Origin of the sequence: Aureimonas glaciei (assembly GCF_014643375.1) — a bacterium.
GTDB lineage: Bacteria > Pseudomonadota > Alphaproteobacteria > Rhizobiales > Rhizobiaceae > Plantimonas > Plantimonas glaciei.
Genome location: NZ_BMJJ01000013.1, coordinates 65269 through 91662 on the forward strand (window position 1 = coordinate 65269; position 26394 = coordinate 91662).

General features: G+C 67.9%; 29 protein-coding genes. 21 read left to right on the forward strand and 8 right to left on the reverse strand.

The genetic code is table 11. The features are described 5' to 3' along the window. Window positions 1-454 precede the first annotated feature (454 nt). The 9 genes from IEX88_RS27215 (at window position 455) to IEX88_RS22035 (ending at window position 8848) form a co-directional block, all read left to right on the forward strand. On the forward strand, window positions 455-730 hold the full coding sequence (locus tag IEX88_RS27215; protein ID WP_308423864.1) for a hypothetical protein: 276 nt from the start codon (window positions 455-457) through the stop codon (window positions 728-730). Between the two features lie 150 nt (window positions 731-880). Next, a complete protein-coding gene (locus IEX88_RS22000; protein ID WP_244640430.1) occupies window positions 881-1087 on the forward strand; it encodes a hypothetical protein in 207 nt (68 codons plus the stop codon). A 277-nt stretch (window positions 1088-1364) separates the two neighbouring features. Continuing rightward, window positions 1365-2657 (forward strand): urea ABC transporter substrate-binding protein, encoded by a 1293-nt coding sequence (gene urtA, locus IEX88_RS22005; protein WP_188854638.1) that lies wholly within the window; start codon window positions 1365-1367, stop codon window positions 2655-2657. Window positions 2658-2835: 178 nt separating this feature from the next. Beyond that, window positions 2836-4467, forward strand: coding sequence for an urea ABC transporter permease subunit UrtB (gene urtB / locus IEX88_RS22010; protein WP_188854702.1), 1632 nt, complete (start codon window positions 2836-2838; stop codon window positions 4465-4467). After that, window positions 4464-5651, forward strand: coding sequence for an urea ABC transporter permease subunit UrtC (gene urtC, locus IEX88_RS22015; RefSeq protein ID WP_188854639.1), 1188 nt, complete (start codon window positions 4464-4466; stop codon window positions 5649-5651). The genes urtB and urtC overlap by 4 nt, the downstream gene beginning before the upstream one ends. A 41-nt stretch (window positions 5652-5692) precedes the next feature. After that, on the forward strand, window positions 5693-6634 hold the full coding sequence (gene urtD / locus IEX88_RS22020; RefSeq protein ID WP_373289648.1) for an urea ABC transporter ATP-binding protein UrtD: 942 nt from the start codon (window positions 5693-5695) through the stop codon (window positions 6632-6634). Window positions 6635-6938: 304 nt separating this feature from the next. After that, window positions 6939-7634 carry an urea ABC transporter ATP-binding subunit UrtE gene (gene urtE, locus IEX88_RS22025; RefSeq protein WP_188854640.1) on the forward strand — a complete coding sequence of 232 codons (696 nt, stop codon included), beginning with the start codon at window positions 6939-6941 and terminating at the stop codon, window positions 7632-7634. Window positions 7635-7755: 121 nt separating this feature from the next. Further along, on the forward strand, window positions 7756-8520 hold the full coding sequence (locus IEX88_RS22030; RefSeq protein WP_188854641.1) for an urease accessory protein UreD: 765 nt from the start codon (window positions 7756-7758) through the stop codon (window positions 8518-8520). Between the two features lie 25 nt (window positions 8521-8545). Then, on the forward strand, window positions 8546-8848 hold the full coding sequence (locus tag IEX88_RS22035) for an urease subunit gamma (protein ID WP_188854642.1): 303 nt from the start codon (window positions 8546-8548) through the stop codon (window positions 8846-8848). A 114-nt stretch (window positions 8849-8962) separates the two neighbouring features. Here the strand turns inward: IEX88_RS22035 and IEX88_RS22040 are convergent, their stop codons facing one another. Continuing rightward, window positions 8963-9199, reverse strand: coding sequence for a hypothetical protein (locus IEX88_RS22040; RefSeq protein WP_188854643.1), 237 nt, complete (start codon window positions 9197-9199; stop codon window positions 8963-8965). Between the two features lie 292 nt (window positions 9200-9491). Between IEX88_RS22040 and IEX88_RS22045 the strand changes: the two genes are divergently transcribed. Both IEX88_RS22045 and IEX88_RS22050 read left to right on the forward strand, forming a co-directional pair. Continuing rightward, the gene (locus tag IEX88_RS22045; protein ID WP_188854644.1) at window positions 9492-10085 is read left to right on the forward strand and encodes a HupE/UreJ family protein; all 594 of its coding nucleotides are present in this window, start codon (window positions 9492-9494) and stop codon (window positions 10083-10085) included. Window positions 10086-10090: 5 nt separating this feature from the next. Continuing rightward, a complete protein-coding gene (locus IEX88_RS22050; RefSeq protein ID WP_188854645.1) occupies window positions 10091-10396 on the forward strand; it encodes an urease subunit beta in 306 nt (101 codons plus the stop codon). 112 nt (window positions 10397-10508) lie between these two features. Here the strand turns inward: IEX88_RS22050 and IEX88_RS22055 are convergent, their stop codons facing one another. Both IEX88_RS22055 and IEX88_RS22060 read right to left on the reverse strand, forming a co-directional pair. Continuing rightward, window positions 10509-11213, reverse strand: a complete 705-nt coding sequence (locus tag IEX88_RS22055) for a hypothetical protein (protein WP_188854646.1) — start codon at window positions 11211-11213, stop codon at window positions 10509-10511. Between the two features lie 117 nt (window positions 11214-11330). Beyond that, entirely contained in the window at window positions 11331-11768 is a 438-nt protein-coding gene (locus tag IEX88_RS22060) for a hypothetical protein (protein WP_188854647.1), read from the reverse strand. Between the two features lie 163 nt (window positions 11769-11931). Between IEX88_RS22060 and ureC the strand changes: the two genes are divergently transcribed. From ureC to IEX88_RS22095, 7 genes are all read left to right on the forward strand, one after another. Continuing rightward, a complete protein-coding gene (gene ureC, locus IEX88_RS22065) occupies window positions 11932-13644 on the forward strand; it encodes an urease subunit alpha (protein ID WP_188854648.1) in 1713 nt (570 codons plus the stop codon). Window positions 13645-13780: 136 nt separating this feature from the next. Beyond that, window positions 13781-14245 carry a DUF29 domain-containing protein gene (locus tag IEX88_RS22070; protein WP_188854649.1) on the forward strand — a complete coding sequence of 155 codons (465 nt, stop codon included), beginning with the start codon at window positions 13781-13783 and terminating at the stop codon, window positions 14243-14245. Beyond that, the gene (locus IEX88_RS22075; protein WP_188854650.1) at window positions 14242-14748 is read left to right on the forward strand and encodes a DUF29 domain-containing protein; all 507 of its coding nucleotides are present in this window, start codon (window positions 14242-14244) and stop codon (window positions 14746-14748) included. Before IEX88_RS22070 ends, IEX88_RS22075 begins: the two co-directional genes overlap by 4 nt. Before the next feature lie 4 nt (window positions 14749-14752). Continuing rightward, window positions 14753-15250, forward strand: a complete 498-nt coding sequence (locus IEX88_RS22080; protein WP_188854651.1) for an urease accessory protein UreE — start codon at window positions 14753-14755, stop codon at window positions 15248-15250. An 18-nt stretch (window positions 15251-15268) separates the two neighbouring features. Continuing rightward, window positions 15269-15961, forward strand: a complete 693-nt coding sequence (locus IEX88_RS22085; RefSeq protein ID WP_188854652.1) for an urease accessory protein UreF — start codon at window positions 15269-15271, stop codon at window positions 15959-15961. After that, window positions 15958-16602 (forward strand): urease accessory protein UreG, encoded by a 645-nt coding sequence (ureG, locus tag IEX88_RS22090; protein ID WP_188854653.1) that lies wholly within the window; start codon window positions 15958-15960, stop codon window positions 16600-16602. The genes IEX88_RS22085 and ureG overlap by 4 nt, the downstream gene beginning before the upstream one ends. Then, window positions 16602-17939, forward strand: a complete 1338-nt coding sequence (locus tag IEX88_RS22095) for an 8-oxoguanine deaminase (RefSeq protein WP_188854654.1) — start codon at window positions 16602-16604, stop codon at window positions 17937-17939. Before ureG ends, IEX88_RS22095 begins: the two co-directional genes overlap by 1 nt. A gap of 292 nt (window positions 17940-18231) precedes the next feature. Here the strand turns inward: IEX88_RS22095 and IEX88_RS22100 are convergent, their stop codons facing one another. Genes IEX88_RS22100 through IEX88_RS22120 form a run of 5 tightly spaced genes read right to left on the reverse strand, consistent with a single transcriptional unit; the run spans window position 18232 to window position 21784 of the window. Continuing rightward, entirely contained in the window at window positions 18232-18759 is a 528-nt protein-coding gene (locus tag IEX88_RS22100; protein ID WP_244640431.1) for an ureidoglycolate lyase, read from the reverse strand. A 2-nt stretch (window positions 18760-18761) separates the two neighbouring features. Further along, window positions 18762-19778, reverse strand: coding sequence for an allantoicase (gene alc / locus IEX88_RS22105; RefSeq protein ID WP_188854655.1), 1017 nt, complete (start codon window positions 19776-19778; stop codon window positions 18762-18764). Beyond that, window positions 19775-21202 (reverse strand): allantoinase PuuE, encoded by a 1428-nt coding sequence (gene puuE / locus IEX88_RS22110; RefSeq protein ID WP_188854656.1) that lies wholly within the window; start codon window positions 21200-21202, stop codon window positions 19775-19777. Before puuE ends, alc begins: the two co-directional genes overlap by 4 nt. Before the next feature lie 35 nt (window positions 21203-21237). Then, on the reverse strand, window positions 21238-21657 hold the full coding sequence (locus IEX88_RS22115; protein WP_274604634.1) for a type II toxin-antitoxin system PemK/MazF family toxin: 420 nt from the start codon (window positions 21655-21657) through the stop codon (window positions 21238-21240). Further along, the gene (locus IEX88_RS22120; RefSeq protein ID WP_188854658.1) at window positions 21569-21784 is read right to left on the reverse strand and encodes an AbrB/MazE/SpoVT family DNA-binding domain-containing protein; all 216 of its coding nucleotides are present in this window, start codon (window positions 21782-21784) and stop codon (window positions 21569-21571) included. Before IEX88_RS22120 ends, IEX88_RS22115 begins: the two co-directional genes overlap by 89 nt. 157 nt (window positions 21785-21941) lie before the next feature. Between IEX88_RS22120 and uraH the strand changes: the two genes are divergently transcribed. The 3 genes from uraH to xdhB are packed head-to-tail and all read left to right on the forward strand — an operon-like array spanning window position 21942 to window position 26185. Further along, window positions 21942-22310, forward strand: coding sequence for a hydroxyisourate hydrolase (gene uraH / locus IEX88_RS22125; RefSeq protein ID WP_188854659.1), 369 nt, complete (start codon window positions 21942-21944; stop codon window positions 22308-22310). Window positions 22311-22313: 3 nt separating this feature from the next. Beyond that, window positions 22314-23768 (forward strand): xanthine dehydrogenase small subunit, encoded by a 1455-nt coding sequence (gene xdhA / locus IEX88_RS22130; protein ID WP_188854660.1) that lies wholly within the window; start codon window positions 22314-22316, stop codon window positions 23766-23768. A 50-nt stretch (window positions 23769-23818) separates the two neighbouring features. Further along, on the forward strand, window positions 23819-26185 hold the full coding sequence (gene xdhB / locus IEX88_RS22135; protein WP_244640436.1) for a xanthine dehydrogenase molybdopterin binding subunit: 2367 nt from the start codon (window positions 23819-23821) through the stop codon (window positions 26183-26185). Window positions 26186-26394: the final 209 nt, after the last annotated feature.

A 26394-nucleotide genomic window follows, 5' to 3' on the forward strand; every position in this document is an offset into this window, starting at 1 on the left:
GGCGAGCGGGAGATCGGCGCTTTGGCGATCGGAACCAGCCGCGAGAGGCTTGCTGTCGGCGACGTCTTTTCCATCGCCATGGGGGATCTCGGCGCCATCACTTTTGCCGGCGGGTCGGCCCGGTTCGACGGGATCGGCGAGGGCCTCGATGGCGGCACCATCCGCGTCGACGGCCCCGTCGGCCAGCGTGTCGGCCGGTCCATGGCGTCGGGGGCGATCGTGGTCAAAGGCACCGCCGGTCCCTTCGCCGGCTCGGGCATGAGCGGCGGCATGTTGACCATCGAGGGTGACGCGGGCGACGACCTCGGCGGGCCGCTCGCCGGCGAGACCATGGGTCTGCGCGGCGGCACGATCCACGTCCGTGGCTCGGCCGGCGCGCGCGCCGGCGATCGGNCGGATGCGGCGTGGCACGATTTTGATCGAGGGCGATGCCGGCGATCACGCGGGATCGCGGATGATCGCCGGCACGCTCGTGGTCGGCGGTAAAGCGGGGCGCTTGCCCGGCATGTTGATGAAGCGCGGCACGCTGCTCCTCGCCGGCGGCGCCGAGGCGATCGGGCCGACCTTCCTCGACAACGGCCCGGTCGATCTCATCGTTCTCCGGCTGATGGCCAGAGCCTTCGCCGCTCCGCCTTTCGGCGCGTCTCTCCTCGATGGCGGCCCGATGCGCCGGCTCGGCGGCGACACGGCCGTGCTCGGCCTTGGCGAGATTTTTCTGCCGCTCGGCTGACCCAGCCTGCTGCAGGGGGAAGCCCGATGACCGACTTTCTCTGACGGGCCATGCCTGCGTCGGAGTGTCGCGGGCATGCATCCGCGGGGCGCTGTCGATCGTAGCTGTCATCGGCACCGTCCCCACGCGCGCTCTCCGGGAGTCATGCTGATGATCGATCTCGTCCTGTCCGTCTGCCTTCTGGCCGACCCCACGTCCTGCGAGGAGCAGCGGCTGTCCTATGAGAGCCGCGGCACCCTCGCCCAGTGCATGATGCTGTCGACGCCTTACGTCGCGGACTGGGCGGGAAACCATCCGAAATGGAAGGTCGTCGGCTGGAAGTGCGAGTGGCCCGAGGATCGCAAGAAGTCGATCTGACGGCGCTGGCTTTCTAGGCATCTGCCGCACCAGCAGGCGATGCCTCCAAATTGCGCAGCTGTGCGCACAATGGGCAGATCCGGCGCGCCCTGGCTTGTAAGTCAGAGGTTCCTGCGCGGGTCTATTGCATGCGTGACGGATGCTTCGCATCAGCAGCAACAGGAGGCAGAGGCCTCTGAGCCTACAGCCGCTGGTGCCGGGCGAAATGGCACGGGGCTTGCCAGTGCAGGCTTGAGGGCGCGTCAGGGGACGCGCCGGATGGTCTGGAGAGCGTCTCATGAAGTCAGCCTACACATGGATCCGCGGGGCGGCGACCGCCCTGACGCTGGGCGCGTTCGGCGCGACCGGCGCGATGGCGCAGGACACGATCAAGGTCGGCGTCCTGCATTCGCTGTCCGGCACGATGGCGATCTCTGAGACGACCCTCAAGGACGTCATGCTGATGCTCATCGAGGAGCAGAACGCCAAGGGCGGCCTGCTCGGCAAGAAGCTCGAGCCCGTCGTCGTCGATCCCGCTTCCGACTGGCCGCTGTTCGCCGAGAAGATGCGCGACCTCGTTTCGGCCCAGAAGGTCGCCGCCGTGTTCTGCTGCTGGACCTCGGTCTCGCGCAAGTCGATCCTGCCGGTCGCCGAGGAACTCGACACCGTCGTCTTCTACCCCGTGCAGTACGAGGGTGAGGAGTCGTCCAAGAACATCTTCTACACCGGCGCCGCCCCTAACCAGCAGGCGATCCCGGCCGTCGACTACATGATGGAGGAAGGTGTGAAGCGCTGGGTGCTGGAAGGCACCGACTACGTCTATCCCCGCACCACCAACAAGATCCTCGAGGCCTATCTCCTGTCCAAGGGCGTTCCGGCCGAGGACATCAAGGTCAACTACACACCTTTCGGTTTCTCCGACTGGCAGACCGAGGTTTCCGCGATCAAGGAATTCGGCGCGGCCGGTAAGAAGACGGGCGTCGTCTCGACCGTCAACGGCGACGCCAACGTACCCTTCTACAAGGAACTCGCCAACCAGGGCATCACCGCCGAGGACATCCCGGTCATGGCCTTCTCGGTCGGCGAGGAAGAACTCGCCGGCATCGACACCGCCCCGCTGGTCGGCCATCTCGCCGCCTGGAACTACTTCCAGTCGGTCGACACGCCTGAGAATGCCGCCTTCATCAAGGCCTGGCACGCCTATATCAAGAACGACAAGCGCGTCACCAACGATCCGATGGAAGCCCACTATATCGGCTTCAACATGTGGGTGAAGGCGGTCGAGAAGGCTGGCACCACCGATCCCGCCAAGGTCATCGACGCCATGGTCGGCATCGAGGTCCCGAACCTCACCGGCGGCATGGCCGTGATGGGCAAGAACCACCACATCACCAAGCCGACCCTCATCGGCGAGATCCAGGCCGACGGCCAGTTTGAGGTCGTCAAGGAAATCCCGGCCGTCGAGGGCGATGCCTGGTCGGACTACCTGCCGGAATCCAAGCCCCTGATCGCCGACTGGACCGACCCGATCCGCTGCGGCAACTACAACACCGAGACCAAGACCTGCGGCGGCGCCGTCAAGGCGAACTGATCCCGCGATCCCGCGCCGCGGCTTCGGCGGCGCGGCCTCTTCGGCAGTCCGGCGCGATACGGCACCCTCTTTCGCAAGGCCTGCCCGGAAGGCGCGCATGACCCTCCCGCATGCGATCCTTCCCCCGGGGCGGCGGCAAACCGCCGCCCCGCCGATTTTCCTCTCGCCCGGCGTGCCGATGACCTTGATTCCGCTGCGACTGCTCCTTTTTGCTGGCCTGATGTGGATGGCCCTTGCCGTTTCTCCGGGCGCCGCCTTCGCGCAGGATGCGGCCAGCGTCGCGCCGATCATCTCCGAATTTTCCGGCAAGAAGAGTTTCGACGAGACCGAGGCGACGGTGCGTAAGCTCGCCGCCACCGGCGATCCCGCCGTGGCCGTGGCGCTGAACGCGCTGGCCGCCGGCGAGCTCTTCTACCGCGCCGACGGCAGCGTCGTGATCGCGCGTGGAAAGGCCGATCCAGCCGAGATCCTCGATCCCTACACCGGGGCGCCGCTCGGCACCGCGCCCGTCGCCGACCTCGAAAAGGTCCGCGTGAAGAATTCCATCCGCGTCGTCGTCGCCGATGCGCTGGGCACCTTGACCCTCGGTTCGCCCGACCCCGAGCGCCGCCGCGCCGCCGCCATGAACCTCTTCACCTCGGCGACGCCCGAGCAGGTGGGCGTGCTCGACGCCGCCATCGCCAAGGAGGAGGTTCTCGCGGTCAAGCTGAGGCTCGAACAGGCGCGCGCCGCCGCCGTCATCAAGTCGGACCGGCCGGTCGCCGAAAAGCTCGCCGCCATCGACCTCATCGCCGCCCGCGGCGATCGCCAGTCGCTGGTGGTGCTGGGCGAGATCCGTTCGGCCGAAGCCTCGGAGCTCACTGCCGCGGCGACGGCCGCCGCCGAGGCGATCGAGCAGAACATCACGCTCTGGGGCTATGCCCAGAACGTCTGGTACGGGCTGTCGCTGGGCTCGGTGCTGCTGCTCGCCGCCATCGGCCTTGCCATCACCTTCGGCGTCATGGGCGTCATCAACATGGCGCATGGCGAAATGGTGATGCTCGGCGCCTACACCACCTTCGTCGTGCAGGAGGCGATCCGGACGCACGCGCCGGGCCTCTTCGACTGGTCGCTGCCGATCGCGCTGCCGCTGGCCTTCGCCGTCTCGGCCCTCGTCGGCCTGATCATGGAGCGCTTCCTCATCCGCTTCCTCTACGGCCGGCCGCTGGAGACGCTGCTCGCCACCTATGGCGTGTCGCTGATCCTGCAGCAGGGCATCCGCACCATCTTCGGGCCGACCAACCGCGAGGTCGGCAATCCCTCCTGGATGTCCGGCGCCTTCGACGTCGGGCTGATGTCGGTGACGTGGAACCGCGCCTGGATCATCGTCTTCTCCGCCGTGATCTTCTTCGCGCTGCTCGCCGCGCTGAACCGCACGGCGATGGGCCTGCAGATGCGCGCCGTCACCCAGAACCGCAAGATGGCCTCGGCCATGGGCATCCGCACGCCCTGGGTCGACGCCATGACCTTCGCGCTCGGCTCGGGCATCGCCGGCATTGCCGGCGTCGCGCTCAGCCAGATCGACAATGTCTCGCCCGATCTCGGCCAGGGCTACATCATCGACAGTTTCATGGTCGTCGTCTTCGGCGGCGTCGGCAATCTCTGGGGCACGCTGGTCGGCGCGATGTCGCTCGGCATCGTCAACAAGCTGCTGGAGCCTTATGCCGGCGCGGTGCTCGGCAAGATCGTCGTGCTCGTCCTCATCATCCTCTTCATCCAGAAACGCCCGCGCGGCCTGTTCGCCCAGAAGGGGAGGTTCGTGGAGGCATGATTTTCGCGCGATATCTGGGGCCGCGAGTCTGGCTCATCGTCCTGGCGCTGGTCGCCGCCGCCATCCTGGTGCCGATGGCGAACCAGTGGCTGCCTGGGGATAGCGCCCTGCACATCCCCTCTTATGCCGTGCCGCTGATCGGCAAGTATCTCTGCTACGCGCTGCTGGCCCTCTCGCTCGACCTCGTCTGGGGTTATGTCGGCATTCTCAGCCTCGGCCATGCCGCCTTCTTCGCGCTCGGCGGCTACGCCATGGGCATGTATCTGATGCGCCAGATCGGCACCCGCGGCGTCTATGGCAATGCGCTGCTGCCGGACTTCATGGTCTTCCTCAACTGGAAGGAGCTGCCCTGGTTCTGGCATGGGTTCGACCAGTTCTGGTTCGCCGCCGTGATGGTCCTTCTGGTGCCCGGCCTGCTCGCCTTCGTCTTCGGCTATTTCGCCTTCCGCAGCCGGGTGACCGGCGTCTATCTTTCGATCATCACCCAGGCGCTGACCTATGCGTTGCTGCTGGCCTTTTTCCGCAACGACATGGGGTTCGGCGGCAATAATGGCCTGACCGATTTCAAGGAAATCCTCGGCTACAGCGTCCAGGCCGATGCGACGCGGCTCGGCCTGTTCGTGGCGAGCTGCGTGGCGCTCGGGCTCGGCGTCGTGCTCGTCGGCGCCATCACCCGTTCCAAGCTCGGCAAGCTGATGATCGCGGTGCGCGATGCGGAAAGCCGCACGCGCTTCCTCGGCTGGCGGGCGGAGCACGTGAAACTCTTCGCCTTCACCGTTTCGGCAATGATGGCGGGCGTCGCCGGCGCCCTCTACGTGCCGCAGGTCGGCATCATCAATCCCGGCGAGTTCGCCCCGGTGAACTCGATCGAGGTCGTCGTCTGGGCCGCCGTCGGCGGCCGCGGCACGCTGCTCGGCCCGGTGATCGGCGCGCTCCTCGTCAATGCCGGCAAGAGCTATTTCACCGCTGCGGCGCCGGAATTCTGGCTGTTCGTGCTGGGCTCGCTGTTCGTCTTCGTCACGCTCTTCCTGCCGCGCGGCATCGTCGGCACCATCGATGCCGGCTGGGGCGGCATGCGGGCGCGGCGTCTATCGAAAAATGCAGAGAAGGGCATCGGCGACAGCCGGGCCGCCAGCATGGCCGGCAATGCAGCCCCGAGCGCGGCCCCGAGTGCGGCGGAGTGACGGCGATGATCGACCAGAGTGCGGCCCGGCGCGAGGCCGAAATGCAGGCGGCGCGGCTGCGGCAGGTGCAGGGCGTGCCTGCGACGGCGCTGACGCGCAGGCCGGCCGCTCCCGCGGCGCCGGGCCTGACCCTGCCCGCTGCGGCGGTCCGGGCCAATGCCGCCGAGCCCTTCGTCTCGCCGCACCCCTATGCGACGCAGCGGGCCCTCGAGGCTCGGCTTGCGCCAGGCGGCATCCAGGCGCGGCGCGAGACGCTGCTCTATCTCGACGGCGTCTCGAAGACGTTTGACGGCTTCAAGGCGATCAACGGTCTGTCGCTCGTCGTGGCAAGGGGCGAGATGCGAGCGATCATCGGCCCGAACGGCGCCGGCAAGACGACGATGATGGACATCATCACCGGCAAGACCCGGCCCGACAAGGGCGACGTCTACTTCAAGGGCGACATCGACCTCACCCAGCATGACGAGGCCGACATCGCCTCGATGGGCATCGGCCGCAAATTTCAGAAGCCGACGGTTTTCGACAGCCACACCATCGAGGACAATCTGCGCCTCGCCATGGCCGGCTCGCGCAGCGTGTTCGCGACGCTTTTCCACCGCAAGTCGTCGGCCGAGGCGGCGACGATCGAGGAGATCCTGACGACGACGCGGCTCGGCGACAAGCGACAGATGCTGGCCGCCGATCTCAGCCATGGCCAGAAGCAATGGCTGGAGATCGGCATGCTCTTGGCGCAGGACCCCGAGCTTCTCCTCGTCGACGAGCCCGTCGCCGGCATGACCGACGCCGAGACCGAGGAGACCGCGCTGCTCCTGAAGGACATCGCCCGCACCCGCTCGGTCGTCGTCGTCGAGCACGACATGCATTTCGTGCGGGCGCTCGGCGTGAAGGTCACCTGCCTGCACGAGGGCTCGGTGCTCGCCGAAGGCACGCTCGACGCCGTCAGCGCCGACCCGCGCGTGGTCGAAGTGTATCTCGGGCGATGAGGGGGCGGGCACGGTTCCACGCATCGATCTCCCCCCTTGAGGGGGAGATGCCCGGCAGGGCAGAGGGGGGCGCCGTCGAGCGCACACTTTTCCGCCTGTCGGCATCACGCCAAGTCCGTCAGCGCGGCGGCAGCGTACCCCCCTCTGGCCTGCCGGCCATCTCCCCCTCAAGGGGGGAGATCGGCTCGTTGCCGTTGGTTCTGTGCGTCCCTCCAGCGTTGCCTGTGCGGGGAAACTGGGCTCTTCCGAGTCGAGCAAGGCAGTGCGTCGTTCCCGCAGGCCGACCACTGCAAAGGACCACCCCATGCTGAACGTCTCCAACATCGACCTCTACTACGGCGCTGCCCAGGCGCTGCGCGGCGTGTCGATGCAGGCAAAGAAAGGCGAGATCACCTGCGTGCTCGGGCGCAACGGCGTCGGCAAGACGAGCCTCCTCCGGGCCGTCGTCGGCCAGCAGCCAATCCGCTCGGGCGAGATCGCGCTGGACGGTCACGTGCTCGGCCGCGAGGCGCCGTACACAAGGGCGCGGCGCGGCATCGGCTTCGTGCCGCAGGGGCGCGAGATCTTTCCGCTTCTGACGGTGAAGGAGAACCTGCAGACGGGATTTGCGCCGCTGAAGCGGGGCGAGAAGGTCATTCCCGACCATGTCTTCGAGATGTTTCCGGTGCTGAAATCCATGCTCGGGCGGCGCGGCGGCGATCTGTCCGGCGGCCAGCAGCAGCAGCTCGCCATCGGAAGGGCGCTGGTGACGCGGCCGACGCTGCTCGTCCTCGACGAGCCGACGGAGGGGATCCAGCCCTCGATCATCAAGGATATCGGCCGCGCCATCCGCTACCTGAAGGAGCAGTCCGGCCTCGCCATCCTCCTCGTCGAGCAATATCTCGACTTCTGCCGCGAACTCGCCGACAAGGTCTACATCATGGACCGCGGCGAGATCGTCTTCGAGGGCGTGGCCGAGGATCTCGACCGCCCGGAGGTTCGCAAGCATCTCACCGTCTGACGCTGCCGTCGCCCCGTTTCCCGCATCCACTGGCGATCCGTCCGGGCCGCCGGGCCTCGATCTGCTGCCCGCGGCGGGCGATGCGGCCGAAATATCCCTGCAGCGGGCCAAGGGCCGCGCCATGGCCGAGTTCCGCCTGACGGCGGGGCGCTCGCGCCTGGCACGGCTGCACCAGGCCGGCTGCCTGAAGCTGCGCTTTCCCAGGACGCAGGGGGCATCGGCCGAGGCCGTGCTGATCAACTCCTCCGGCGGCCTGACCGGCGGCGACCGGCTGGAGGTGGAGATGTCCGTCGGCGCCGGCGCCAGCCTCAGCCTCACCACCCAGGCTTGCGAGCGGGTCTACCGCGCTGCGAGCGGCGAGGCGCGGATCGCGACGAGCGTCTCTGTCGCGCCCGACGCGGGTTTTGCCTATCTGCCACAGGAAACCATCCTCTTCGACGGCGGCGCCCTGGCGCGGCGGCTTGATGTCGACTGCGCCGCATCAAGCCGGGTTCTCCTGGTGGAGAGCGTCGTGCTCGGGCGCACGCTGATGGGCGAGACCGTCGTCGAGGGAAAGCTCACCGACCGCTGGCGCGTGCGCCGCGACGGGCGTCTCGTCTTTGCCGAGGAGCTGCGGCTGGAAGGGCCGATCGACGCCTTGGCCGCCGAGGCGGCGGGGCTTGGCGGCGCCAAAGCCTTCGCCACGGTGATGGCCCAGCTGCCGGAGGGGGAGTCCCTTCTGGATACCCTGCGCGATCTGATCGGACCGGACGGGGGAGCGAGCGCCTTCGACGGTCTCGTCGTCGCGCGGATCGTGGCCGGCAGCGGATTTCTTCTGCGCAAGCGGCTCATTCCCGTGCTCGCGGCGCTTTCAAAGGCGCCGCTTCCGCTTGTATGGTCGCTTTGACCTAAGGTTTGGAGAGAATGAGCCGATGCAGTTGACGCCGCGCGAAAAGGACAAGCTGATCGTCGCCATGGCCGCGGAGGTCGCCCGCAAGCGCCTGGCGCGGGGCGTGAAGCTGAACCACCCGGAAGCCATCGCGCTGATTTCCGACTATGTCGTCGAGGGCGCGCGCGACGGACGCTCGGTCGCCGACCTGATGGAGGCGGGCGCCCATGTGGTGACGCGCGACCAGGTGATGGAGGGGATCGCCGAGATGATCCACGACGTCCAGGTCGAGGCGACCTTTCCCGACGGCACCAAGCTGGTGACGGTGCACGAACCGATCCGCTAGGGCGGATCCGGCGCGCCGGACGCGCCGAGCGGACATGTGGACCGGGGCGATGGCGCGGAGCCGGTCGCACGCAGGCGGTTCGGAAATAGGGTCGGTCGCCGGACGGGCGATGGGTCAGGGGAGGGGAGGCAGGATTTCGGCCATCTGCTGGGGACTGGCCGTGCCGGAGGAGTGCCCGACCGGGCGGTAGCTTCGGTCGACCACCGAATAGTAGACCGGGCCGCGAACACCCCCGATCGTGGCCGTCCGGATGTGGCTCGGCTCGACATCGCCACATATTCCGGTTGCCGCCGTGACGAGCGCGAGGGCGCCGAAGGCCTGCAGAAATCGGATCGGGAAAGTCGGCGCCATGCCTGCCTCGGTTGCTGGTGGGCTGACGGCGCCGCGTGGGCTGGCCGGTCAGGGATGACACCCAGCATGGCGCCTTGCGGTTGAAAGACCCTTGCCAAAGGCCGGTCTTCGGTGCGCTGCCGCGGCTTTCTCGTTCCGCTTGGCTTCCGAGGTATTAAGCGCTTTGACAGAAGACGGCTGTTCTTCCACACTGCCATCGCACCGCCGCAGCGATCTGACGTCCTGTGCCGCAATGCAGCAAAAGCGGGCGCGACCCCCATCAGGGCGCCCATGTTGACCCGATGAGGAACAGATGTCGAAACGTTTAGCTCTTGCCGCCGCGGCGCTCCTCGCCGGAGCCGCCCCCGCCTTCGCCCATGTCGGGACGGAAGCACACAACTCCTTCTTCTCCGGGTTCACGCATCCGCTGTCCGGTCTCGATCATGTCCTCGCGATGGTCGCTGTCGGTCTCTGGGCGGCGCAGCTCGGCGGAAGGGCGCTCTACGCGGTTCCCGCGGCCTTCGTCGGCGCCATGGCGATCGGTTTCGCCCTGGGTTCTCAGGGCTTTGCCATGCCCTTCGTCGAGCCGGCGATCCTCGCCTCGGTCGTCGTCCTCGGCCTCGTCGTCGCGGCCGCCGTGCGGTTGCCGCTTGCGGCGAGCGCGGGGCTCGTCGGCCTCTTTGCGCTGGCACACGGCGCGGCCCATGCGAGCGAGCTCGGCAGTGCCGGCGCGCTGACCTTCGCGCTCGGCTTCGTCGCGGCTACGGCGCTCCTGCATGCCGCCGGCATCGGTCTCGGCCTTGTCGTCGGACAGGGCGCGGGTCTCGGCCAGAAGGCCGGCTCGGCGGTCGCGCGTGTCCTCGGTGCCGGCACCGCCGTTGCCGGCGTCGCGCTGATGATGGGCTGAGGCCGATGATCCCCGGCGAAGTGATCACGGCGGACGGCGACATCGTTCTCAACGAGGGCTCGCCGACCACGACCCTCGAAGTCTCCAACACCGGCGACCGGCCCATCCAGGTCGGATCGCACTATCACTTCGCCGAAACCAATCCCGCTCTCGCCTTCGACCGAGCAGCGGCGCGGGGTCAGCGGCTCGATATCGCCGCGGGAACGGCCGTGCGCTTCGAGCCGGGTCAGACGCGCGAAGTCACGTTGGTGCCACTGCGCGGCAATCGCCAAGTCTACGGCTTCAACGGCAAGGTCATGGGCGCCCTCTAACGCGGAAGCCGGACCGAACAGCCATCGTTGCGGCCGCCACCCGATGCGACAGCCCACGCCGCCTTGAAAGCGTGGACTGCCACCCGCAAAAGGGGCGCCGCGGCAGTCGGCCTCAGTTGCCGTTGGACTTCGGCGTTGCCCCGGATCCGGCATCGAGCGCGCCTCGGATTCCATTGACGTCGACTGCGATCGGCGGCGCGGGGATGCGATAGTCCTCCTCCCGGCCGCTGCCGGGCGTGCCGGTGGTGTCCGCGCTGCCTGTCGTGGATCCGCTTGACTCTCCGACCGAGGTTGCCGCCCCCGTGTTGCCGGAACGGGCGATGCCGTCGACGTTGGTCGAGTTGATCGTGCTCGACCCCTCGGTCGCCGTCGCCGCATTCGATGATCCGTCGGTCCCTGACATCCCGGACGCGCCTGTGACGTCGGCCGGGGCGGTGGACGATATGCCGGTATCGGCACTGCCCGGGCCTGAGCCTGTGCCCGTAGCGCTGCCAGCCGTCGTGCCGAGCTGAGGGCTGACCGAGGAGGGCGGAAGGACCGTGCTCCCCGTGCCTGTGGTCGCCGAGCCCGTCCCGGCACCCGATGCGCCGGTTCCTGAAATACCGGTGCCAGACGTTCCTGAGCCCGCGGACCCGCCGCTGCCGCCGGACAGTCCCTGGCCGGAAGCGGCCGAGCTGCCCGTTACGCCGCTGCCGGTGCTTCCAGCGCTGCCGGCGGAACTGCCCGAGCCGCCCGAGCTGCCGCTCGATTGGGCCAGAGCCGGCGATCCCGCCAGGATCAGAATCGAGGTGGCGAGGGCGATGTGCGCTTTGCGCATGGATCTTCTCCTTGTGACCTGTCGTCCGCCCGGCCGACCTGGACCCGTTCGACGGCTCGTCCGATGAAGAACTCCCGGGTGCCGCGCCCGTTCCGAAAACAGGCCGACGGTTTCCCCTCAGCGCGAGGGGACGATCCGGGCGCGGCCGCCGCGGCTGCCCAGGCTGAAGCTGCTGCCGCGGGTCACCGGGCTTTGGCCGATCGCGGTGGGGCCGCTTCGGGCAAAGTCTCCGGCCCGCGCCGGGTCGATGTCTGAACGGCCGGCCCGGGCGGGGTTGGTTGCCGTCCTTCCGATCCCGCGCGGAACCGGGGGCGTGATGTAGCTGTCGTCGAAATCCCGGCCATAGGCCCGCTCCTCGGCCGTATCGCCGAACACCCGGGCATTCGGAATGCGGTTGCCGCGCGGCAGCTTCGGGGCGCCGACGATTTGGGCACCGGCCATCGAGCTGCCGGTCGGCGTCCCCGGCGGTCCCGGCTCGAAGGGCTGCGCCTGCGCATCGCTGCCGCCGAAGCAGAGGACCAGCAGGCTTGCTGCCGTGATCAGGGGCCTTGTCATCCAAACGTCCTTTCGCCGGACGTCGCTGCGCCCATCCCCTTCAAGATGGGGATGCGGCAGGCTTTGACAAACTCATGGCTTTGCGGTCCGAATGTCTTCGGCGCTGCAACAGGGATGGCGCCATGCCGCAGTGCGTCGCGGCGCGTCGCCGAAAGAGGTCTTCATGCCCGCCAGGATCGCCCGTTCCTCCTATGCCGCGATGTTCGGCCCGACCACCGGCGACAAGGTGCGCCTCGCCGATACCGAGCTGTTCATCGAGGTCGAGAAGGACCTCACCACCTATGGCGAGGAGGTGAAGTTCGGCGGCGGCAAGGTGATCCGCGACGGCATGGGCCAGTCGCAGAAGAGCCGCGCCGAGGGCGCCGTCGACACGGTGATCACCAATGCGCTGATCCTCGACCATACCGGCATCTACAAGGCCGACATCGGCCTGCGCGACGGGCGGATCCACGCCATCGGCAAGGCCGGCAATCCCGATACGCAGCCGGGCGTCACCATCGTCGTCGGCCCCGGCACCGAGGCGATCGCGGGCGAGGGCAAGATCATCACCGCCGGCGGTTTCGACGCGCATATCCATTTCATCTGCCCGCAGCAGATCGAGGAGGCGATGTATTCGGGCATCACCACCATGCTCGGCGGCGGCACGGGGCCTGCGCACGGCACGCTCGCCACCACCTGCACGCCCGGCCCCTGGCATCTCGCCCGCATGCTGCAGGCGGTCGACGGCCTGCCGATGAACATCGGCTTTTCCGGCAAGGGCAATGCCTCGCTGCCGGCGGCGCTGGAAGAAATGGTGCTCGGCGGCGCCTGCGCGCTGAAGCTGCACGAGGATTGGGGCACGACGCCGGCGGCGATCGACTGCTGCCTGTCGGTCGCCGACGCCTACGACGTGCAGGTGATGATCCACACCGACACGCTGAACGAATCGGGCTTCGTCGAGGATACGGTCGGCGCCTTCCGCGGCCGCACCATCCACGCCTTCCACACCGAGGGCGCCGGCGGCGGGCATGCGCCCGACATCATCAAGGTCTGCGGCCTGCCGAACGTCATCCCGTCCTCGACCAATCCGACGCGCCCCTACACCATCAACACGCTCGAGGAGCACCTCGACATGCTGATGGTCTGCCACCATCTCGACGCCTCGATTCCCGAGGACATCGCCTTTGCCGAAAGCCGCATCCGGCGCGAGACGATCGCCGCCGAAGACATCCTGCACGACATCGGCGCCTTCTCGATCATCTCCTCCGACAGCCAGGCCATGGGCCGCGTCGGCGAGGTGCTGATCCGCACCTGGCAGACCGCCGACAAGATGAAGCGCCAGCGCGGGCGGCTGGCCGGCGAGACCGGCGACAACGACAATCTGCGCGTCCGCCGCTATGTCGCGAAATACACGATCAACCCGGCGATCGCTCAAGGGATGAGCCGCGAGATCGGCTCGGTCGAGGTCGGCAAGCGCGCCGATCTCGTCGTCTGGGATCCCGCCTTCTTCGGCGTGAAACCGTCGCTGGTGCTGCTCGGCGGCATGATCGTCGCCGCGCCCATGGGCGACCCGAACGCCTCGATTCCGACGCCGCAGCCGGTGCACTACCGGCCGATGTTCGGCACGCTCGGCAAGGCGCCGGGCGCCATCGGCGCCACCTTCGTGTCGAAGGCCGCCCTCGACGACGGCCTGCGCGCGCGCCTCGGCTGCGACAAGACGTTCCTCGCCGTGGAGAACACCCGCGGCGGCATTTCCAAGGCCTCGATGATCCTCAACGACGCGCTGCCGCACATCGAGGTGAACCCGGAGACTTACGAGGTGCGCGCCGACGGCGAACTTTTGACCTGCGAGCCGGCGACGGTGCTGCCGATGGCGCAGCGCTATTTCATGTTCTAGGATCGGCGGATTGGGCCGCGTCCCGGCGTGGCCCTCCCTTTGCCGAAGGAGCCGAACCGGTGTCCCCTCAGGCCTGTCCCTTCGCCATCGCCGACATTCTCGACCCCAACTTCTTCCCCGAGGCGGGGGGCTAGACATGCCCGACGCGCTGAAAGTGCCGGTGCCGAGCCTCTACGAGACGGACCTCTACGCCTGGTCGCAGGACCAGTCTGCGCGGCTGCGGGCGCAGGCTTCGACGGCCATCGACTGGGAGCACGTCGCCGAGGAGATCGAGAGCGTGGGCGAGTCGGAGCGCAGCGAGATCGAAAGCCGCATGGCGGTATTGCTGCTGCATCTGTTGAAGTGGCAGTTCCAGCCCGAGCAGCGGAGTGGCAGCTGGAGGTCCACCATGATCGAACAGAGAGGGCGGCTCGCCAAGCGCGTTCGGCGCAGTCCGAGCCTCAAGCATTATCCGGCCGAAGTGTTGGCCGAAGAGTACGGCTATGCGCGACCAAAGGCTGCAAGCGAGACTGGTCTGCCGGAAGCGACATTCCCGATCCGATGCTCCTATACCGTGGCGGAAGTCTTCGATCTCGCCTTCTATCCCGGCGGTGACACATGACCGCGCCGCTGACAAAACCCGAACCCGCGCTGTACGACGCGGACTTCTATGCCTGGACGCAGGCGCAGGCCGCCCGGCTGCGGGCAAGGGCGGGCGAGGGCGGCGACATCGACTGGGAGAATGTCGCCGAGGAGATCGAGAGCGTGGGGCGGAGTGAGCGAAAGGAAATTCGCAGTCGCCTGGGGGTCCTGTTGAAACATCTCCTGAAATGGCGTTATCAGCCGGAACGTCGATCGGACAGCTGGACTGAAATGATTTCGAAACAGCGCTACCATATCAGCGAGGTCATCATCGAAAGTCCGAGCCTTCAGCACTTTCCCAAGGAGGCGCTGGATTGGGCCTATGGGTGGGCTGTCCGGGACGCAGCACGCGAGACAGGACTTCCTCCTGCCCTCTTTCCGCGCCTCTGTCCGTATGCGATCGATGATGTTCTCGATCCCGATTTTCTGCCGGACGCCGGGCAAGACGGCGTGCCTTCCGGTTCTCGACCAGCTCCGAGGTAATCCGATGATCCGCGCGACCGAGATCCACGCCCGCGAGGCGCATTTTCATCCCGACGACACGATCACGCTCGACGAGATGCAGCGGCACCGCCGGCGCATGGCGATGGTTTCCGACGGCGGCATCGCCTTCCTGCTCGACCTGGCCGAAACGGTGCGGCTGCGCGACGGCGACGGTATCGGCCTCGACGATGGCCGGATCCTCAAGGTGAAGGCCAAGGCCGAGCCGCTCTATGTCGTGCGCGGCCAGAACGCGACGCATCTCCTGACGCTCGCCTGGCATCTCGGCAACCGCCATCAGGCGGCGCAGATCCTCGAAGACCACCTCCTCATCCGCCGCGAGCCGGTGCTGCGCGCCATGCTGGAAGGCCTCAAGGCCAGCGTCATCGAAATCGACGCGCCCTTCGATCCGGAGGGGGGCGCCTATGGCGGCGCGCATGTCGCTTCGTACGATCACGGCGATGCTCATGCCGGGCATGAGGCGACGCCGCATGCGCATGACTGACGCCGCCGGCCCTTCCGCATGAGCGAGCCGGTGGGCGCGTCGGCCGATCCTTCGGCACTGCTGCGGCTGATGACCTGGCTGTCGCCGGCCTTTCCGGTCGGGGGCTTTGCTTATTCGCACGGGCTGGAATCGGCGATCGCCGAGCGAGCGATCACCAATGCCGCGACGCTGTCGGCCTGGCTGGAAACGCTGCTCCTGCGGGGCAGCGGCTGGAACGACCTCGTGCTCTTCGCCGAAGCCCATCATGCCGAAGAGGCCGGAGATGGCGCTCGGATGGCGGCCGTGTGCGAACTGGCGACGGCGCTCGGCGGCTCGATGGAGCGGCGGGCGGAAACGCGGGCGCTGGGCATGGCCTTCGATGCGGCGGCGCGGCCCTGGCGGGACGGCGGGACGCCGGCTGCCGATCCGCCGGAAGCGCCCTATCCCGTCGCCGTCGGCCGGCTGGCCGCCGGCGCCGGGATAACGCTCCCCAGCGCCCTGGCCGCCTATGCCCACGGCTTCTGCGCCAATCTCGTTTCCGTCGCGACGCGGCTCGTGCCGCTCGGGCAAAGCCAGATGGTCGCCGTGCTCCACCGGCTCGAAGCGGCACAGATCGAGGCGGCCCGGCGCGCCGAAGCCTCGACGCTGGGCGATCTCGGCTCGTCCGCGATCCTCTCCGACATCGCCGCGATGCGGCACGAATCCATGACAACGAGGCTGTTTCGCTCATGACGTCACAACACGGACCCCTCCGGGTCGGCATCGGCGGCCCCGTCGGCTCGGGCAAGACGACGCTCATCGAAAAACTCTGCAAGGCGGCGCGCGGCAGCTGGTCGATCGGCGTCGTCACCAACGACATCTACACGCGCGAGGACGCCGAGGCTTTGGTGCGGCTGCAGGCGCTCTCCAGCGACCGGATCATCGGCGTCGAAACCGGCGGCTGCCCGCACACCGCCATTCGCGAGGACGCCTCGATCAACATCGCGGCGATCAAGGAATTGCGCGCCCGCCATGCCGATCTCGACCTGGTGCTGGTCGAATCGGGCGGCGACAATCTCGCCGCGACCTTCTCGCCCGATCTCGTCGACCTTTCGATCTACGTCATCTCGGTCTGCCAGGGCGACGATATTCCCAGGAAGGGCGGACCGGCGATCACGCGCTCCGACCTCCTCGTCGTCAACAAGACCGATCTCGCCCCCTATGTCGGCGCCGATCTGGAGCGCATGCGCGGCGATACCGACCGGGGGCGCAAGGAACTGCCGACGGTGTTTGCGGACCTGTCGCGCGGCAAGGGCCTTGCCGACATCCTCGATTTCCTGATCGCGCAAGGCGGTCTGCCGGCGCTCGTGCCGGCCGAGACCGAAGCCGCCTGATGGCCCGGCTTTTCGTCAAGGCGCCGCTGGCAATCCTCGCCGAGGGCGCCGCCGGCGGGCTCGTCATTGAGGGCGGGCGGATCGTCGAACTCGTCGCTGCGGGGGCGGAACCCGCGGCGCCGGTCGACGAGACGTTTGACGCCTCGCGCCATGTCGTGCTGCCCGGGCTCGTCAACACCCACCACCATTTCTACCAGACGCTGACGCGGGCCCATCCGCAAGCCATCGACAAGCCGCTGTTTCCCTGGCTGCAGGCGCTCTATCCGATCTGGGCGCGGCTGGATCCCGATGCCTTCCGGCTGTCGGTCCGTCTGGCGTTAACGGAACTCTTGATGTCCGGCTGCACCACGGCCGCCGACCACCACTATCTCTTCCCCAAAGGCCTCGAGAACGCGATCGATATCGAGGCGGAGGAGGCTGCGACCCTCGGCATGCGCGTCACGCTCTGCCGGGGATCGATGAACCTGTCGGAAAAGGACGGCGGCCTGCCGCCGGACTCGGTGGTGCAGGACGAAGACACGATTCTCGCCGACTCGGAGCGACTGATCGCAAAATACCATGACCTGTCGGAGGGGGCGATGATCCGCATCGCGCTCGCGCCCTGCTCGCCCTTCAGCGTCACCAAGAGCCTGATGATCAAGAGCGCGGAACTCGCCGAAAAAGCCGATTGCCGGCTGCACACGCATCTCGGCGAGACCGAGGACGAGAACGCCTATTGCGAGCGGCTCTTCGGGCATCGGCCGCTCGACTATTTGGAAGAGGTCGGCTGGCTCGGACCGCGGACCTGGCTCGCGCATGGCGTGCACTTCACAACCGAGGAATGCGCTCGGCTTGGCCGGCACAAGGTCGGCATCTGCCATTGCGCGACGTCCAACGCGCTGCTGGCCTCCGGCTTCTGTCCGGTGGAGAAGCTCGTCGCGGCCGGCAGTCCGGTCGGCCTCGGCGTCGATGGCTCGGCCTCGAACGATGCCTCCAACCTCATGGAAGAAGCGCGCCATGCCCTCCTCGTCGGCCGCCTGCGGACCGGATCGGCCGCGGCTGTCACGGCGCGCGACGTGCTGCGCTGGGGTACGGAGGGCTCGGCCGCCTGCCTCGGCCGCAGCGATATCGGCCGGATCGCGGTCGGACGGCAGTCGGACCTCGCGTTCTTCCTGCTCGACGACCTCAGGTTTTCCGGCGCGCACGATCCGGTGGCGGCGCTTGTCCAGTGCGGCGCTTCGCGGGCGGACCGGGTGATGGTGAGGGGAGACTGGCGGGTCGAGGATGGCATGCCGGTCGGTGTCGACGTTTCCAGGTTGCGCGCTGAGCATGGGGCGGCGGCGAAGCGGTTCGGGTGAGGGGTGCTTCGGAGAGAAGGATTGGCGCAGCCACCGGGTTGATGCCGCTCACCGGCATCGGTGGAGACGGATGGAGCGGCGCGGCAAAGCTTGTTCTTCGCCCCTCCGGGGAGAAGTGGCCGGCAGGCCGATGAGGGGGGCGCCGACGGCGGGCGGACAATCCGCACGGTGCCGGATATGGTAGCGCCGCCCTCTTCCCGCTGCCGCGACCTTCTCCCCAAAGGGGAGAAGAAAGCAGCGTCGCCGCTGCGCGTCACCTTCGGGCGCCCCATCTACGGCTTAAGCCAACAACCTACACCGTTTCGATGACGAAGCTCTCCGGATACGCCGCTTCCTCCAGATTCGCCCCCTCGCCGCCACGGTCGACGACGAGAAAGTCGCTCATGTCGCCGAGCGCGATCAGCGGGTGGTGCCAGACGTTGCGGCCGTAGTTCACGCCCTGGCCGCCTCGCGCGACGAAGGCGCGGGGAGGGCCGGGGCGGCCGTTTTCGTCGGGGGCGACGACGACCAGGAAGGGGCGGTCGTGCAGCGGCACGAAGGCTTGGCTGCCGAGCGGGTGGCGCTCCATCATCGCGATCGTCACCGGCAGCGCAGAGGGTTTTCCACGGAAGATGTTGATCAGCGGCCGTCCGCCTTCGGCGGCGACATCGACGGCGGCGAGGTCGTGGAAACGCGTCGTCGTACCGCCATTGATCAGCCGGATCGACTCCGCATTGTCCGGCTCGATGACCTGGCCGAAAGGCTCGAAGCCGAGGAGGGTCAGCGGCTCGGCGACGAGGATACGATCCTTGTCGCCGGCCGCTGGCGCACGATCCGCCACGCTCAGGCCTTCTTGCCGAACAGGCGCAGGCGCGAAATGCCGCCATCGGGATAGATGTCGAGGCGCACATGGGTGGCGGGCCCCGCCGCCGCCGCCGGCGTGAACTCGGCGATGGCGTCGGCGGCGAGCTTCGTCTCGCCGAGCAGCAGCGGCCAGGCGGCGCTCGCCGCCTCGATCGCGTCGGTCGCGGGATCAGCGTCGAGGCGGATGGCCTTCAGCGAGAATCGGTCAGGAAAATTGCCCTTGAAATGGCGGGTGTCGACATGGATGCGCTCGATCGTGCCGGCATGGCCGAGCTTCAGCACGCACCAGTCATTGCCCGGCCGGCGGCGGCGCGCGGTCTCCCAGCCGTCGCTCATTACGGGTGCGCGGCCGGGCGCCAGCATGTTGGCCGGGGCGCCGTAATGCGCGTCGTTCCAGGCGATGGCCGTGCCGCCATTCTCCAGCGCCACGAGATTGACAATCTCGTCCGGCGACACCGTCGACCAGTCCTTCTCCACCGTGCCGTAGACGCGCAGCCGCGCGACGCCGCCATCGGGATAGATGTGCAGGCGCAGCCAGCTCCAGGGGCGGTCGGACGCGGTCTCGATCACATGATGGCTGTCGCCCTTCAGCGCCCGCCGCTCGACGAGCACGGTCCAGTCGCCCTCGCCGGGCTCGCCCTGCGTATCAGCGGCTTCCAGCATGGCCTCGGGCGGAAAATTGCCGGTGAAGAAGGCAGTGTCGATATCGACGGCGTGGATCCGGCCGCGCTGGCCGAGCTTCACGACGCAAAAATCGTGGCCGGCAACGCGCTTCCTCCGCGACTCCCAGCCGTCCATCCACTTGCCGTTGTCGTCGAAGCGGTCGGGATAGAAGACCGGTGCCTCGGGAGCGATCAGCCGGCTCTTGTCGGCGAAGAAATCGTCGGTAGCGAAGGTCACCGTGGTGCCGAGGCGGGGATGGGCGAGGTCGATGCAGCGCTTCAAAAGCGCCTCGGCCTCGGGGGCCGGCGCGGCGGTGATGAAGCGGTCGCTCATGCTGTGTCTCCGAAGATGCTGTGGATGCGAAGGGTGGCGATCCGCTCGACCTCGCGCGCTGCGGTCGCGCGCTCCGTCTCGGGATCGTTGGGGAGGCGCGCGTCGAAGGCGGCGAGGATGTCCTCCTTCGTCTTGCCCTTCACGGCGATGATGAAGGGGAAGCCGAAGCGCTGGACATAGCGGGAGTTGAGGTACTCGAAGCGGGCGAGTTCGGCCGGCGTTAGGCGATCGAGCCCTGCCGAGGCCTGCTCGCCCTGGGACTGCGCGGTCAGTTCGCCGGCCAGCGCGAGGCGCCCGGCCAGGTCCGGATGAGCGCGCAGGATGCCGAGGCGCTCGTCATCGCTCGCCCGGCGGAAGGCGGTCGTCATCGCGCCGGCAAGGCCCGGCGCGCTGTCGTGCGCGGCGGCCAGGCCGCGGTCGTAGGCGCGCTCGGAGATGAAGGGCGAATGCTCGAAGACGCCGCCGAACGTCTCGACGAAGGCGTCGCGGTCCATCCGGCTGGGCTGCAGGCCCGGTGCGTACGGGAAATGCTCGCGCCAGTGGCGGGCGATGTCGATGCGCTTGGCGATCCAGACATCGGGCTTCGAGCCGACATAATCGAGGAAGCGCGCGAGCGCGGCGGCGCGGCCGGGGCGGCCGACGAGCCGGCAGTGCAGGCCGATGTTCAGCATTTTTGCCGCGCCGGCCTCGCCTTCGGCATAGAGCACGTCGAAGGAATCCTTGAGATAGGCGAAGAACTGGTCGCCCGAGTTGAAGCCCTGGGGCGTGGCGAAGCGCATGTCGTTGGTGTCGAGCGTATAGGGCAGGACGAGGAGGGGGCCGGACGGCGTTTCCTGCCAATAGGGCAAGTCGTCGGCATAGGCGTCGGAGGCGTAGAGAAAGCCGCCTTCCTCGGCGGCAAGGTTCAGGCTGTGGAGGGAGGAGCGGCCGGTGTACCAGCCGGTCGGGCGCGACCCCGTCACCGCCGTGTGGATCTCGATCGCCTCGCGCATGTGGGCGCGCTCGTCCTCATCGGAATAGTCGCGGTAGTCGATCCATTTCAGCCCGTGCGAAGCGATCTCCCAATCCGCCTCCAGCATGGCGGCGACTTGCTCCGGGCTGCGCTCCAGCGCGGTCGCGACGCCGTAGACGGTGACCGGCATCGCCCTCTCCGTAAACATCCGCCACAGCCGCCAGAAGCCGGCGCGGGCGCCGTATTCGTAGATGGATTCCATGTTCATGTGGCGCTGCCCGACCCAGGGCGTGGCGCCGACGATCTCCGACAGAAACGCTTCCGAGGCCGCGTCTCCGTGGATCACGGCGTTCTCGCCGCCCTCCTCGTAATTGACGACGAACTGCACGGCGATCTTCGCGCCCCCCGGCCAGCGCGGATTGGGTGGCGTGCGGCCGTAGCCGCGCATGTCTCGGGGATAGGAGGGGGCCATGTCTGCGAACGATCTCAATTGGAGGACGATCAGGCTCAATCGAGCCCAACGATGGCACGGACCCGCTTCATCACGGCGTCTAGGATAGTCTTGTCGATCTGACCGACGAGCGAAGCTTGGCTCGCACTGATGGCGGCGATCTTGGCAACCCGGATGCGGGATGGAATGGCAAGGCCGAAATCGGCATGGGAGGGGCCCACATCCACGTCTTCCGGCCAGGGTTCATGTCCCGCGCCGGTTATCATGACGACCCACAACAGGCCGAACCGGCTGGACGTGGTACCGTTCGAAACGACGAGCCCGGGCCGGTTTCTGGTTCGATTGGTTTCCACGAACGGAAAGGGCACCCTCACGATATCGCCGCGCCTAAAGATTGGCGTAGCCCTTCTCGTCCTCTTCGCTGTCCCACTCGGTGAACGTCGCAAAAGGGTTGCTGAAGATATCGCCGTCAGCACGCATCATCACCACGCGATCGCCCTCGATGACATAAACCAGTTCATCCCCTTCCTTGAGATTGAGCGCCTTGCGCACGGGCTGGGGGATGGTGGTTTGGGACTTGGAACTGAGCCTGCTCGTGATCATCACGGAACTCCTCTTCGCAGAGTTTCGATGAGAAGAGGTAAGATATTTCCTTACCTCCGACAACGGCCATAGTGAGCACCAAGCTTTGGCTCTGGACGCCGCCGCCTGGCCCGTTGCACACTGGCTTTACCAGATGGTCAAAAACGAAGGTCGCTGCATGTCGCAAAACGAGGAGGGACGGCTGACGACGCATGTCCTCGACACCAGCCTCGGCCAGCCCGCCGCGGGCCTGGCGGTGACCTTGTTTGCCATCGACTTGGACGGCCAGAGGACGCCGCTCGTCACGGCGGAGACGAACGCCGACGGCCGCTGCGATTCGCCGCTTCTCGCCGGCGAGGCCTTCGTGCCCGGCCGGTACGAGATCGTCTTCGCCGCCGGCCCTTATCTCGCGGCGACCATGCCCGCCGGGGGCGCCGCGCCCTTCTTCGACGACATCGCCGTGCGCTTCAGCGCGACCGCGCGGCGGCACTACCACGTGCCGCTCCTGCTCTCGCCCTACGGCTATTCGACCTATCGGGGCAGCTGAGCCATGCGCTTCGATTCCGCCACGCCGATCCGCTACATTCTCAATGGGGAAGAGCGCGAGATTTCCGGCGTGAAGCCGACGACGACGGTGCTGAATCACCTGCGCCAGACGGAGCGGCTGACCGGCACGAAGGAAGGCTGCGCCGAGGGCGATTGCGGCGCCTGCACCGTCCTGATGCTCGAGCCGGACGGGCAGAACGGCCTGCGCCGCCGCGCCGTCAATGCCTGCATCCAGTTCGTGCCCTCGCTGCACGGGCGGGCGATCGAGACCGTCGAGCATCTCGGCCGCGATGGGCCGCATGCGATCCAGACCGCCATGGTCGAGACCCATGCCAGCCAATGCGGCTTCTGCACGCCGGGCTTCGTCATGCAGCTCTATGCCGGCTGGCTGAACGGCGCGATCTCGGACCGGCAGAAGGTCAAGGACGCCATCTCCGGCAATCTCTGCCGCTGCACCGGCTACGGTCCGATCGTCGAGGCCGGCCTGCGCCTCGCCGCGACGCCGCTGCCGGACACGGCAAAGGCCGACGCCGCGGTGGCGCAGCACCTCCAGGCCCTGCGCGGGGAGGGTGTGTTTCGCTATGCGGGCGCGGGCGGTCTCTGGCTGTCGCCGGGCGATGTCGACGATCTCGCCGACGCCTATGCGGCGCACCCCGAAGCCGTGATGGTCGCGGGGGCGACGGATGTCGGCCTGTGGGTGACGAAACAGCACCGCGACCTGCCCGTGATGATCGACGTCTCGCGCGTCGCCGATCTCCGGATGATCGAGGAGGCCGGCGGCAGCCTGTTCATCGGCGCGGCGGTGACGCACCGCGACGCGCAGAAAAAGCTCGCGGCGCTGCATCCGGCGCTCGGCGAACTCGTCCGGCGCTTTGCTGGGGCGCAGATCCGCAATGCCGGCACGGTCGGCGGCAACATCGCCAACGGCTCGCCGATCGGCGACTGGCCGCCGGCCTTCATCGCGCTCGGCGCACGGCTGCACCTGCGCCAGGGCGACGAGGCGCGCAACCTGGCGCTGGAGGATTTCTTCCTCGCCTATGGCCGGCAGGACCGGGCGCCGGGCGAGTTCGTCACGGCGGTGGAAGTGCCGGGGCTCTTCGCCCACCAGCGCTTCTTCTGCCACAAGATCTCCAAGCGCTTCGATTCCGACATTTCCGCCGTGCTGGCGGCGCTGCGGCTGACCTTCGAGGGTGACACGATCATCGACGCGCGCCTGGCCTTCGGCGGCATGGCGGCGACACCGAAGCGCGCGCTCGGCGCCGAGGCGGCGCTCGTCGGCCGGGCCTTCGATGCCGAAGCGATTGCCCTCGCCGCGGCCGCTCTGGCCGAGGATTTCCAGCCGCTGGACGACATGCGCGCCTCATCCGCCTATCGCCTGACCGTGGCGCGGAACCTCCTGACGCGCTTCCGCCTGGAGCATGAAGGTGGCACCGCGACGCGCGTGCTGGACGTCGCGTGACGGCGGCGATGGATCATCCCGACGGCGAGAGCCGGGTGCAGGACCGCGGCATGGCCGGCACGGTCTCGCCCGAGGCCTTGGCCGAGACGGCCCCGCCGGCGCAGGCGGCGATCACCGGCGGCGTCGCCGTGGCGCTCGCCCATGACAGCGCGGCGAAGCATGTCTCGGGCGCGGCTCGCTACATCGACGACGACCCCGAGCTGCCAGGCACGCTGCGGGTCTACATCGCCATGTCGACCCGGGCGCATGCGCGGATCACCGGCATGGATCTTGCCGCCGTCCGCACCGCCGAGGGCGTCGTCGCGGTGCTGTCGGCGGCCGACATTCCCGGGATTAACGACTATTCCCCGGTCTTCGGCGACGATCCGATCTTCGCCGAAGATACCGTCGAGTATGTCGGCCAATCGATCTTCGCCGTCGCGGCCGAAACGCTGGGCACGGCGAGGGCGGCGGCAAAGCTGGCGGTGATCGGCTACGAGGATCGTCCGGCGGCGATCTCGATCGACGCCGCCGAGAAACTGGCCGACGAAGCGGGCGCCGATCTTCTGCCGCCGCACGAAATGCGGCTCGGCGACGTCGAGGCCGCTCTGGCGGCAGCGCCGCGGCGCCTTGCCGGCACGCTCGATCTCGGCGGCCAGGACCACTTCTACCTCGAGGGCCAGATCGCCGTGGCGATCCCCGGCGAGGACGGCGACATGCTGGTGCGCTCCTCGACCCAGCATCCTTCCGAAGTCCAGCACAATGTCGCCAAGGCCTTGGGGCTTGCCGACCATGCGGTGACGGTGGAAGTCCGGCGCATGGGCGGCGGTTTCGGCGGCAAGGAAAGCCAGCCGGCGCTGTTCGCCGCGGTGGCCGCGCTGGTGGCGCAGAAGACCGGCCGGCCGGCGAAATGCCGCCTCGACCGCGACGACGACATGGAGATGACCGGCAAGCGGCACGAGGCACGGATCCGCTACGCCGTCGGCTATGCCGAGGACGGGAAGATCGCGGCGATGGACGCCGAACACTTCATCCGCTGCGGCTATTCCAAGGACCTGTCAGGCGCCATTGCAGACCGGGCGATGTTCCATGCCGACAATGCTTATGCCCTGCCGGCGGCGCGCATCCATTCGCGCCGGCTGAAGACACACACGGTCTCCAACACCGCGTTTCGTGGGTTCGGCGGGCCGCAGGGCATGGTCGGCATCGAGCGCGCGCTCGACCGCATCGCCTTCGATCTCAGCATGGACCCGCTCGACGTCCGGAAGCGCAATTTCTACCCGGCCGATGGCGCGGCGCTGACGCCCTACCACATGGCGGTGACGGACTCGGTCATCGGCGAGATCGTGGACGAGCTCGAAGCCTCCAGCGACTACCGCGCCCGGCGCGAAGCGGTGAAGGCCTTCAACGCGGCCAACCCGGTGCTGAAGAAGGGGCTGGCGCTGACGCCGGTGAAATTCGGCATTTCCTTCACCACCAGCCATCTCAACCAGGCCGGCGCGCTCGTGCATGTCTACAAGGACGGCTCGGTGCACCTGAACCACGGCGGCACCGAGATGGGGCAGGGCCTGTTCACCAAGGTGGCGCAGGTCGTGGCGGAGGAATTCCAGATCGACGTCGGACAGGTGAAGATCACCGCCACGACGACCGGCAAGGTGCCAAACACCTCGGCCACCGCCGCCTCGTCGGGCTCCGACCTCAACGGCATGGCCGCGCAGGCCGCGGCGCGCACGATCAAGAAACGGCTGATCGCCTATGCCGCCGGCCAATATGACGTGCCTCCGGAGTGCATCATCTTCCTGCCGAACCGGGTGCGGATCGGCACGCAAGAAAAGCGCTTTTCCGACCTCGTCGCGGAGGCCTATCTCGCCCGCGTGTCGCTGTCCTCGACCGGCTTCTATGCCACGCCCGGCATTGCCTACGACCGGGAGAGCGCCACCGGCACGCCCTTCTACTATTTCGCCTATGGCGCGGCGTGCTCGGAAGTCGTGATCGACACGTTGACCGGGGAAAACCGGCTCTTGCGCGCCGACATCCTGCACGATGTCGGGAAATCGCTGAACCCGGCGCTGGATCTCGGCCAGATCGAGGGCGGCTTCGTCCAGGGCATGGGCTGGCTGACCACCGAGGAGCTCTGGTGGGACAAGGCCGGCCGGCTCCGCACGCACGCCCCGTCCACTTACAAGATTCCGACCGCCAACGACCGCCCCGACGATTTTCGCGTCTCCCTCTGGGCCAAGGGCGAGAACCGTGCCGAAACCATCTACCGCTCCAAGGCGGTGGGCGAGCCGCCCTTCATGCTGGCGATCTCGGTGTTTTCGGCGCTGACGGATGCGGTGTGCGCGGCAGGAGACGGCCGGGCGTTTCCCGATCTCGACGCCCCGGCGACACCAGAGCGGATTCTCGCCGCCGTGGACGCCGTGCGGAGGGGCGGGTGAGAACGGCCGCCCACGGCGACGCTCGCTTCTTCTCCCCTCCGGGGAGAAGGTCGCGGCAGCGGGAAGAGGGGCGGCGCCAGCCGGCCGACGTCTGTCGAGCTGGATTGGCTCTGTTCGCCCAATGGGCTGTCGCAACCCTGATACGACAGCTGCTGTCTTCGGAATGTGTGTACGCCTGCGGCGTCCCCTCTCCCCGCTGCCGCGACCCT

Bases quoted from the DNA above. Each gene is read 5' to 3' on its own strand.
- IEX88_RS22055 (WP_188854646.1), bottom strand. From the start codon at position 11,213: ATGCGCAAAGCGCACATCGCCCTCGCCACCTCGATTCTGATCCTGGCG.
- IEX88_RS22035 (WP_188854642.1), top strand. From the start codon at position 8,546: ATGCAGTTGACGCCGCGCGAAAAGGACAAGCTGATCGTCGCCATGGCC.
- IEX88_RS22085 (WP_188854652.1), top strand. From the start codon at position 15,269: ATGAGCGAGCCGGTGGGCGCGTCGGCCGATCCTTCGGCACTGCTGCGG.
- IEX88_RS22120 (WP_188854658.1), bottom strand. From the start codon at position 21,784: ATGATCACGAGCAGGCTCAGTTCCAAGTCCCAAACCACCATCCCCCAG.
- IEX88_RS22095 (WP_188854654.1), top strand. From the start codon at position 16,602: ATGGCCCGGCTTTTCGTCAAGGCGCCGCTGGCAATCCTCGCCGAGGGC.
- IEX88_RS22050 (WP_188854645.1), top strand. From the start codon at position 10,091: ATGATCCCCGGCGAAGTGATCACGGCGGACGGCGACATCGTTCTCAAC.
- xdhB (WP_244640436.1), top strand. From the start codon at position 23,819: ATGGCCGGCACGGTCTCGCCCGAGGCCTTGGCCGAGACGGCCCCGCCG.
- IEX88_RS22040 (WP_188854643.1), bottom strand. From the start codon at position 9,199: ATGGCGCCGACTTTCCCGATCCGATTTCTGCAGGCCTTCGGCGCCCTC.
- IEX88_RS22080 (WP_188854651.1), top strand. From the start codon at position 14,753: ATGATCCGCGCGACCGAGATCCACGCCCGCGAGGCGCATTTTCATCCC.
- IEX88_RS22000 (WP_244640430.1), top strand. From the start codon at position 881: ATGATCGATCTCGTCCTGTCCGTCTGCCTTCTGGCCGACCCCACGTCC.
- IEX88_RS22070 (WP_188854649.1), top strand. From the start codon at position 13,781: ATGCCCGACGCGCTGAAAGTGCCGGTGCCGAGCCTCTACGAGACGGAC.
- urtE (WP_188854640.1), top strand. From the start codon at position 6,939: ATGCTGAACGTCTCCAACATCGACCTCTACTACGGCGCTGCCCAGGCG.
- urtB (WP_188854702.1), top strand. From the start codon at position 2,836: ATGACCTTGATTCCGCTGCGACTGCTCCTTTTTGCTGGCCTGATGTGG.
- urtD (WP_373289648.1), top strand. From the start codon at position 5,693: ATGCAGGCGGCGCGGCTGCGGCAGGTGCAGGGCGTGCCTGCGACGGCG.
- IEX88_RS22045 (WP_188854644.1), top strand. From the start codon at position 9,492: ATGTCGAAACGTTTAGCTCTTGCCGCCGCGGCGCTCCTCGCCGGAGCC.
- urtC (WP_188854639.1), top strand. From the start codon at position 4,464: ATGATTTTCGCGCGATATCTGGGGCCGCGAGTCTGGCTCATCGTCCTG.
- ureC (WP_188854648.1), top strand. From the start codon at position 11,932: ATGCCCGCCAGGATCGCCCGTTCCTCCTATGCCGCGATGTTCGGCCCG.
- IEX88_RS22030 (WP_188854641.1), top strand. From the start codon at position 7,756: ATGGCCGAGTTCCGCCTGACGGCGGGGCGCTCGCGCCTGGCACGGCTG.
- urtA (WP_188854638.1), top strand. From the start codon at position 1,365: ATGAAGTCAGCCTACACATGGATCCGCGGGGCGGCGACCGCCCTGACG.
- ureG (WP_188854653.1), top strand. From the start codon at position 15,958: ATGACGTCACAACACGGACCCCTCCGGGTCGGCATCGGCGGCCCCGTC.
- puuE (WP_188854656.1), bottom strand. From the start codon at position 21,202: ATGGCCCCCTCCTATCCCCGAGACATGCGCGGCTACGGCCGCACGCCA.
- xdhA (WP_188854660.1), top strand. From the start codon at position 22,314: ATGCGCTTCGATTCCGCCACGCCGATCCGCTACATTCTCAATGGGGAA.
- alc (WP_188854655.1), bottom strand. From the start codon at position 19,778: ATGAGCGACCGCTTCATCACCGCCGCGCCGGCCCCCGAGGCCGAGGCG.
- uraH (WP_188854659.1), top strand. From the start codon at position 21,942: ATGTCGCAAAACGAGGAGGGACGGCTGACGACGCATGTCCTCGACACC.
- IEX88_RS27215 (WP_308423864.1), top strand. From the start codon at position 455: ATGATCGCCGGCACGCTCGTGGTCGGCGGTAAAGCGGGGCGCTTGCCC.
- IEX88_RS22060 (WP_188854647.1), bottom strand. From the start codon at position 11,768: ATGACAAGGCCCCTGATCACGGCAGCAAGCCTGCTGGTCCTCTGCTTC.
- IEX88_RS22075 (WP_188854650.1), top strand. From the start codon at position 14,242: ATGACCGCGCCGCTGACAAAACCCGAACCCGCGCTGTACGACGCGGAC.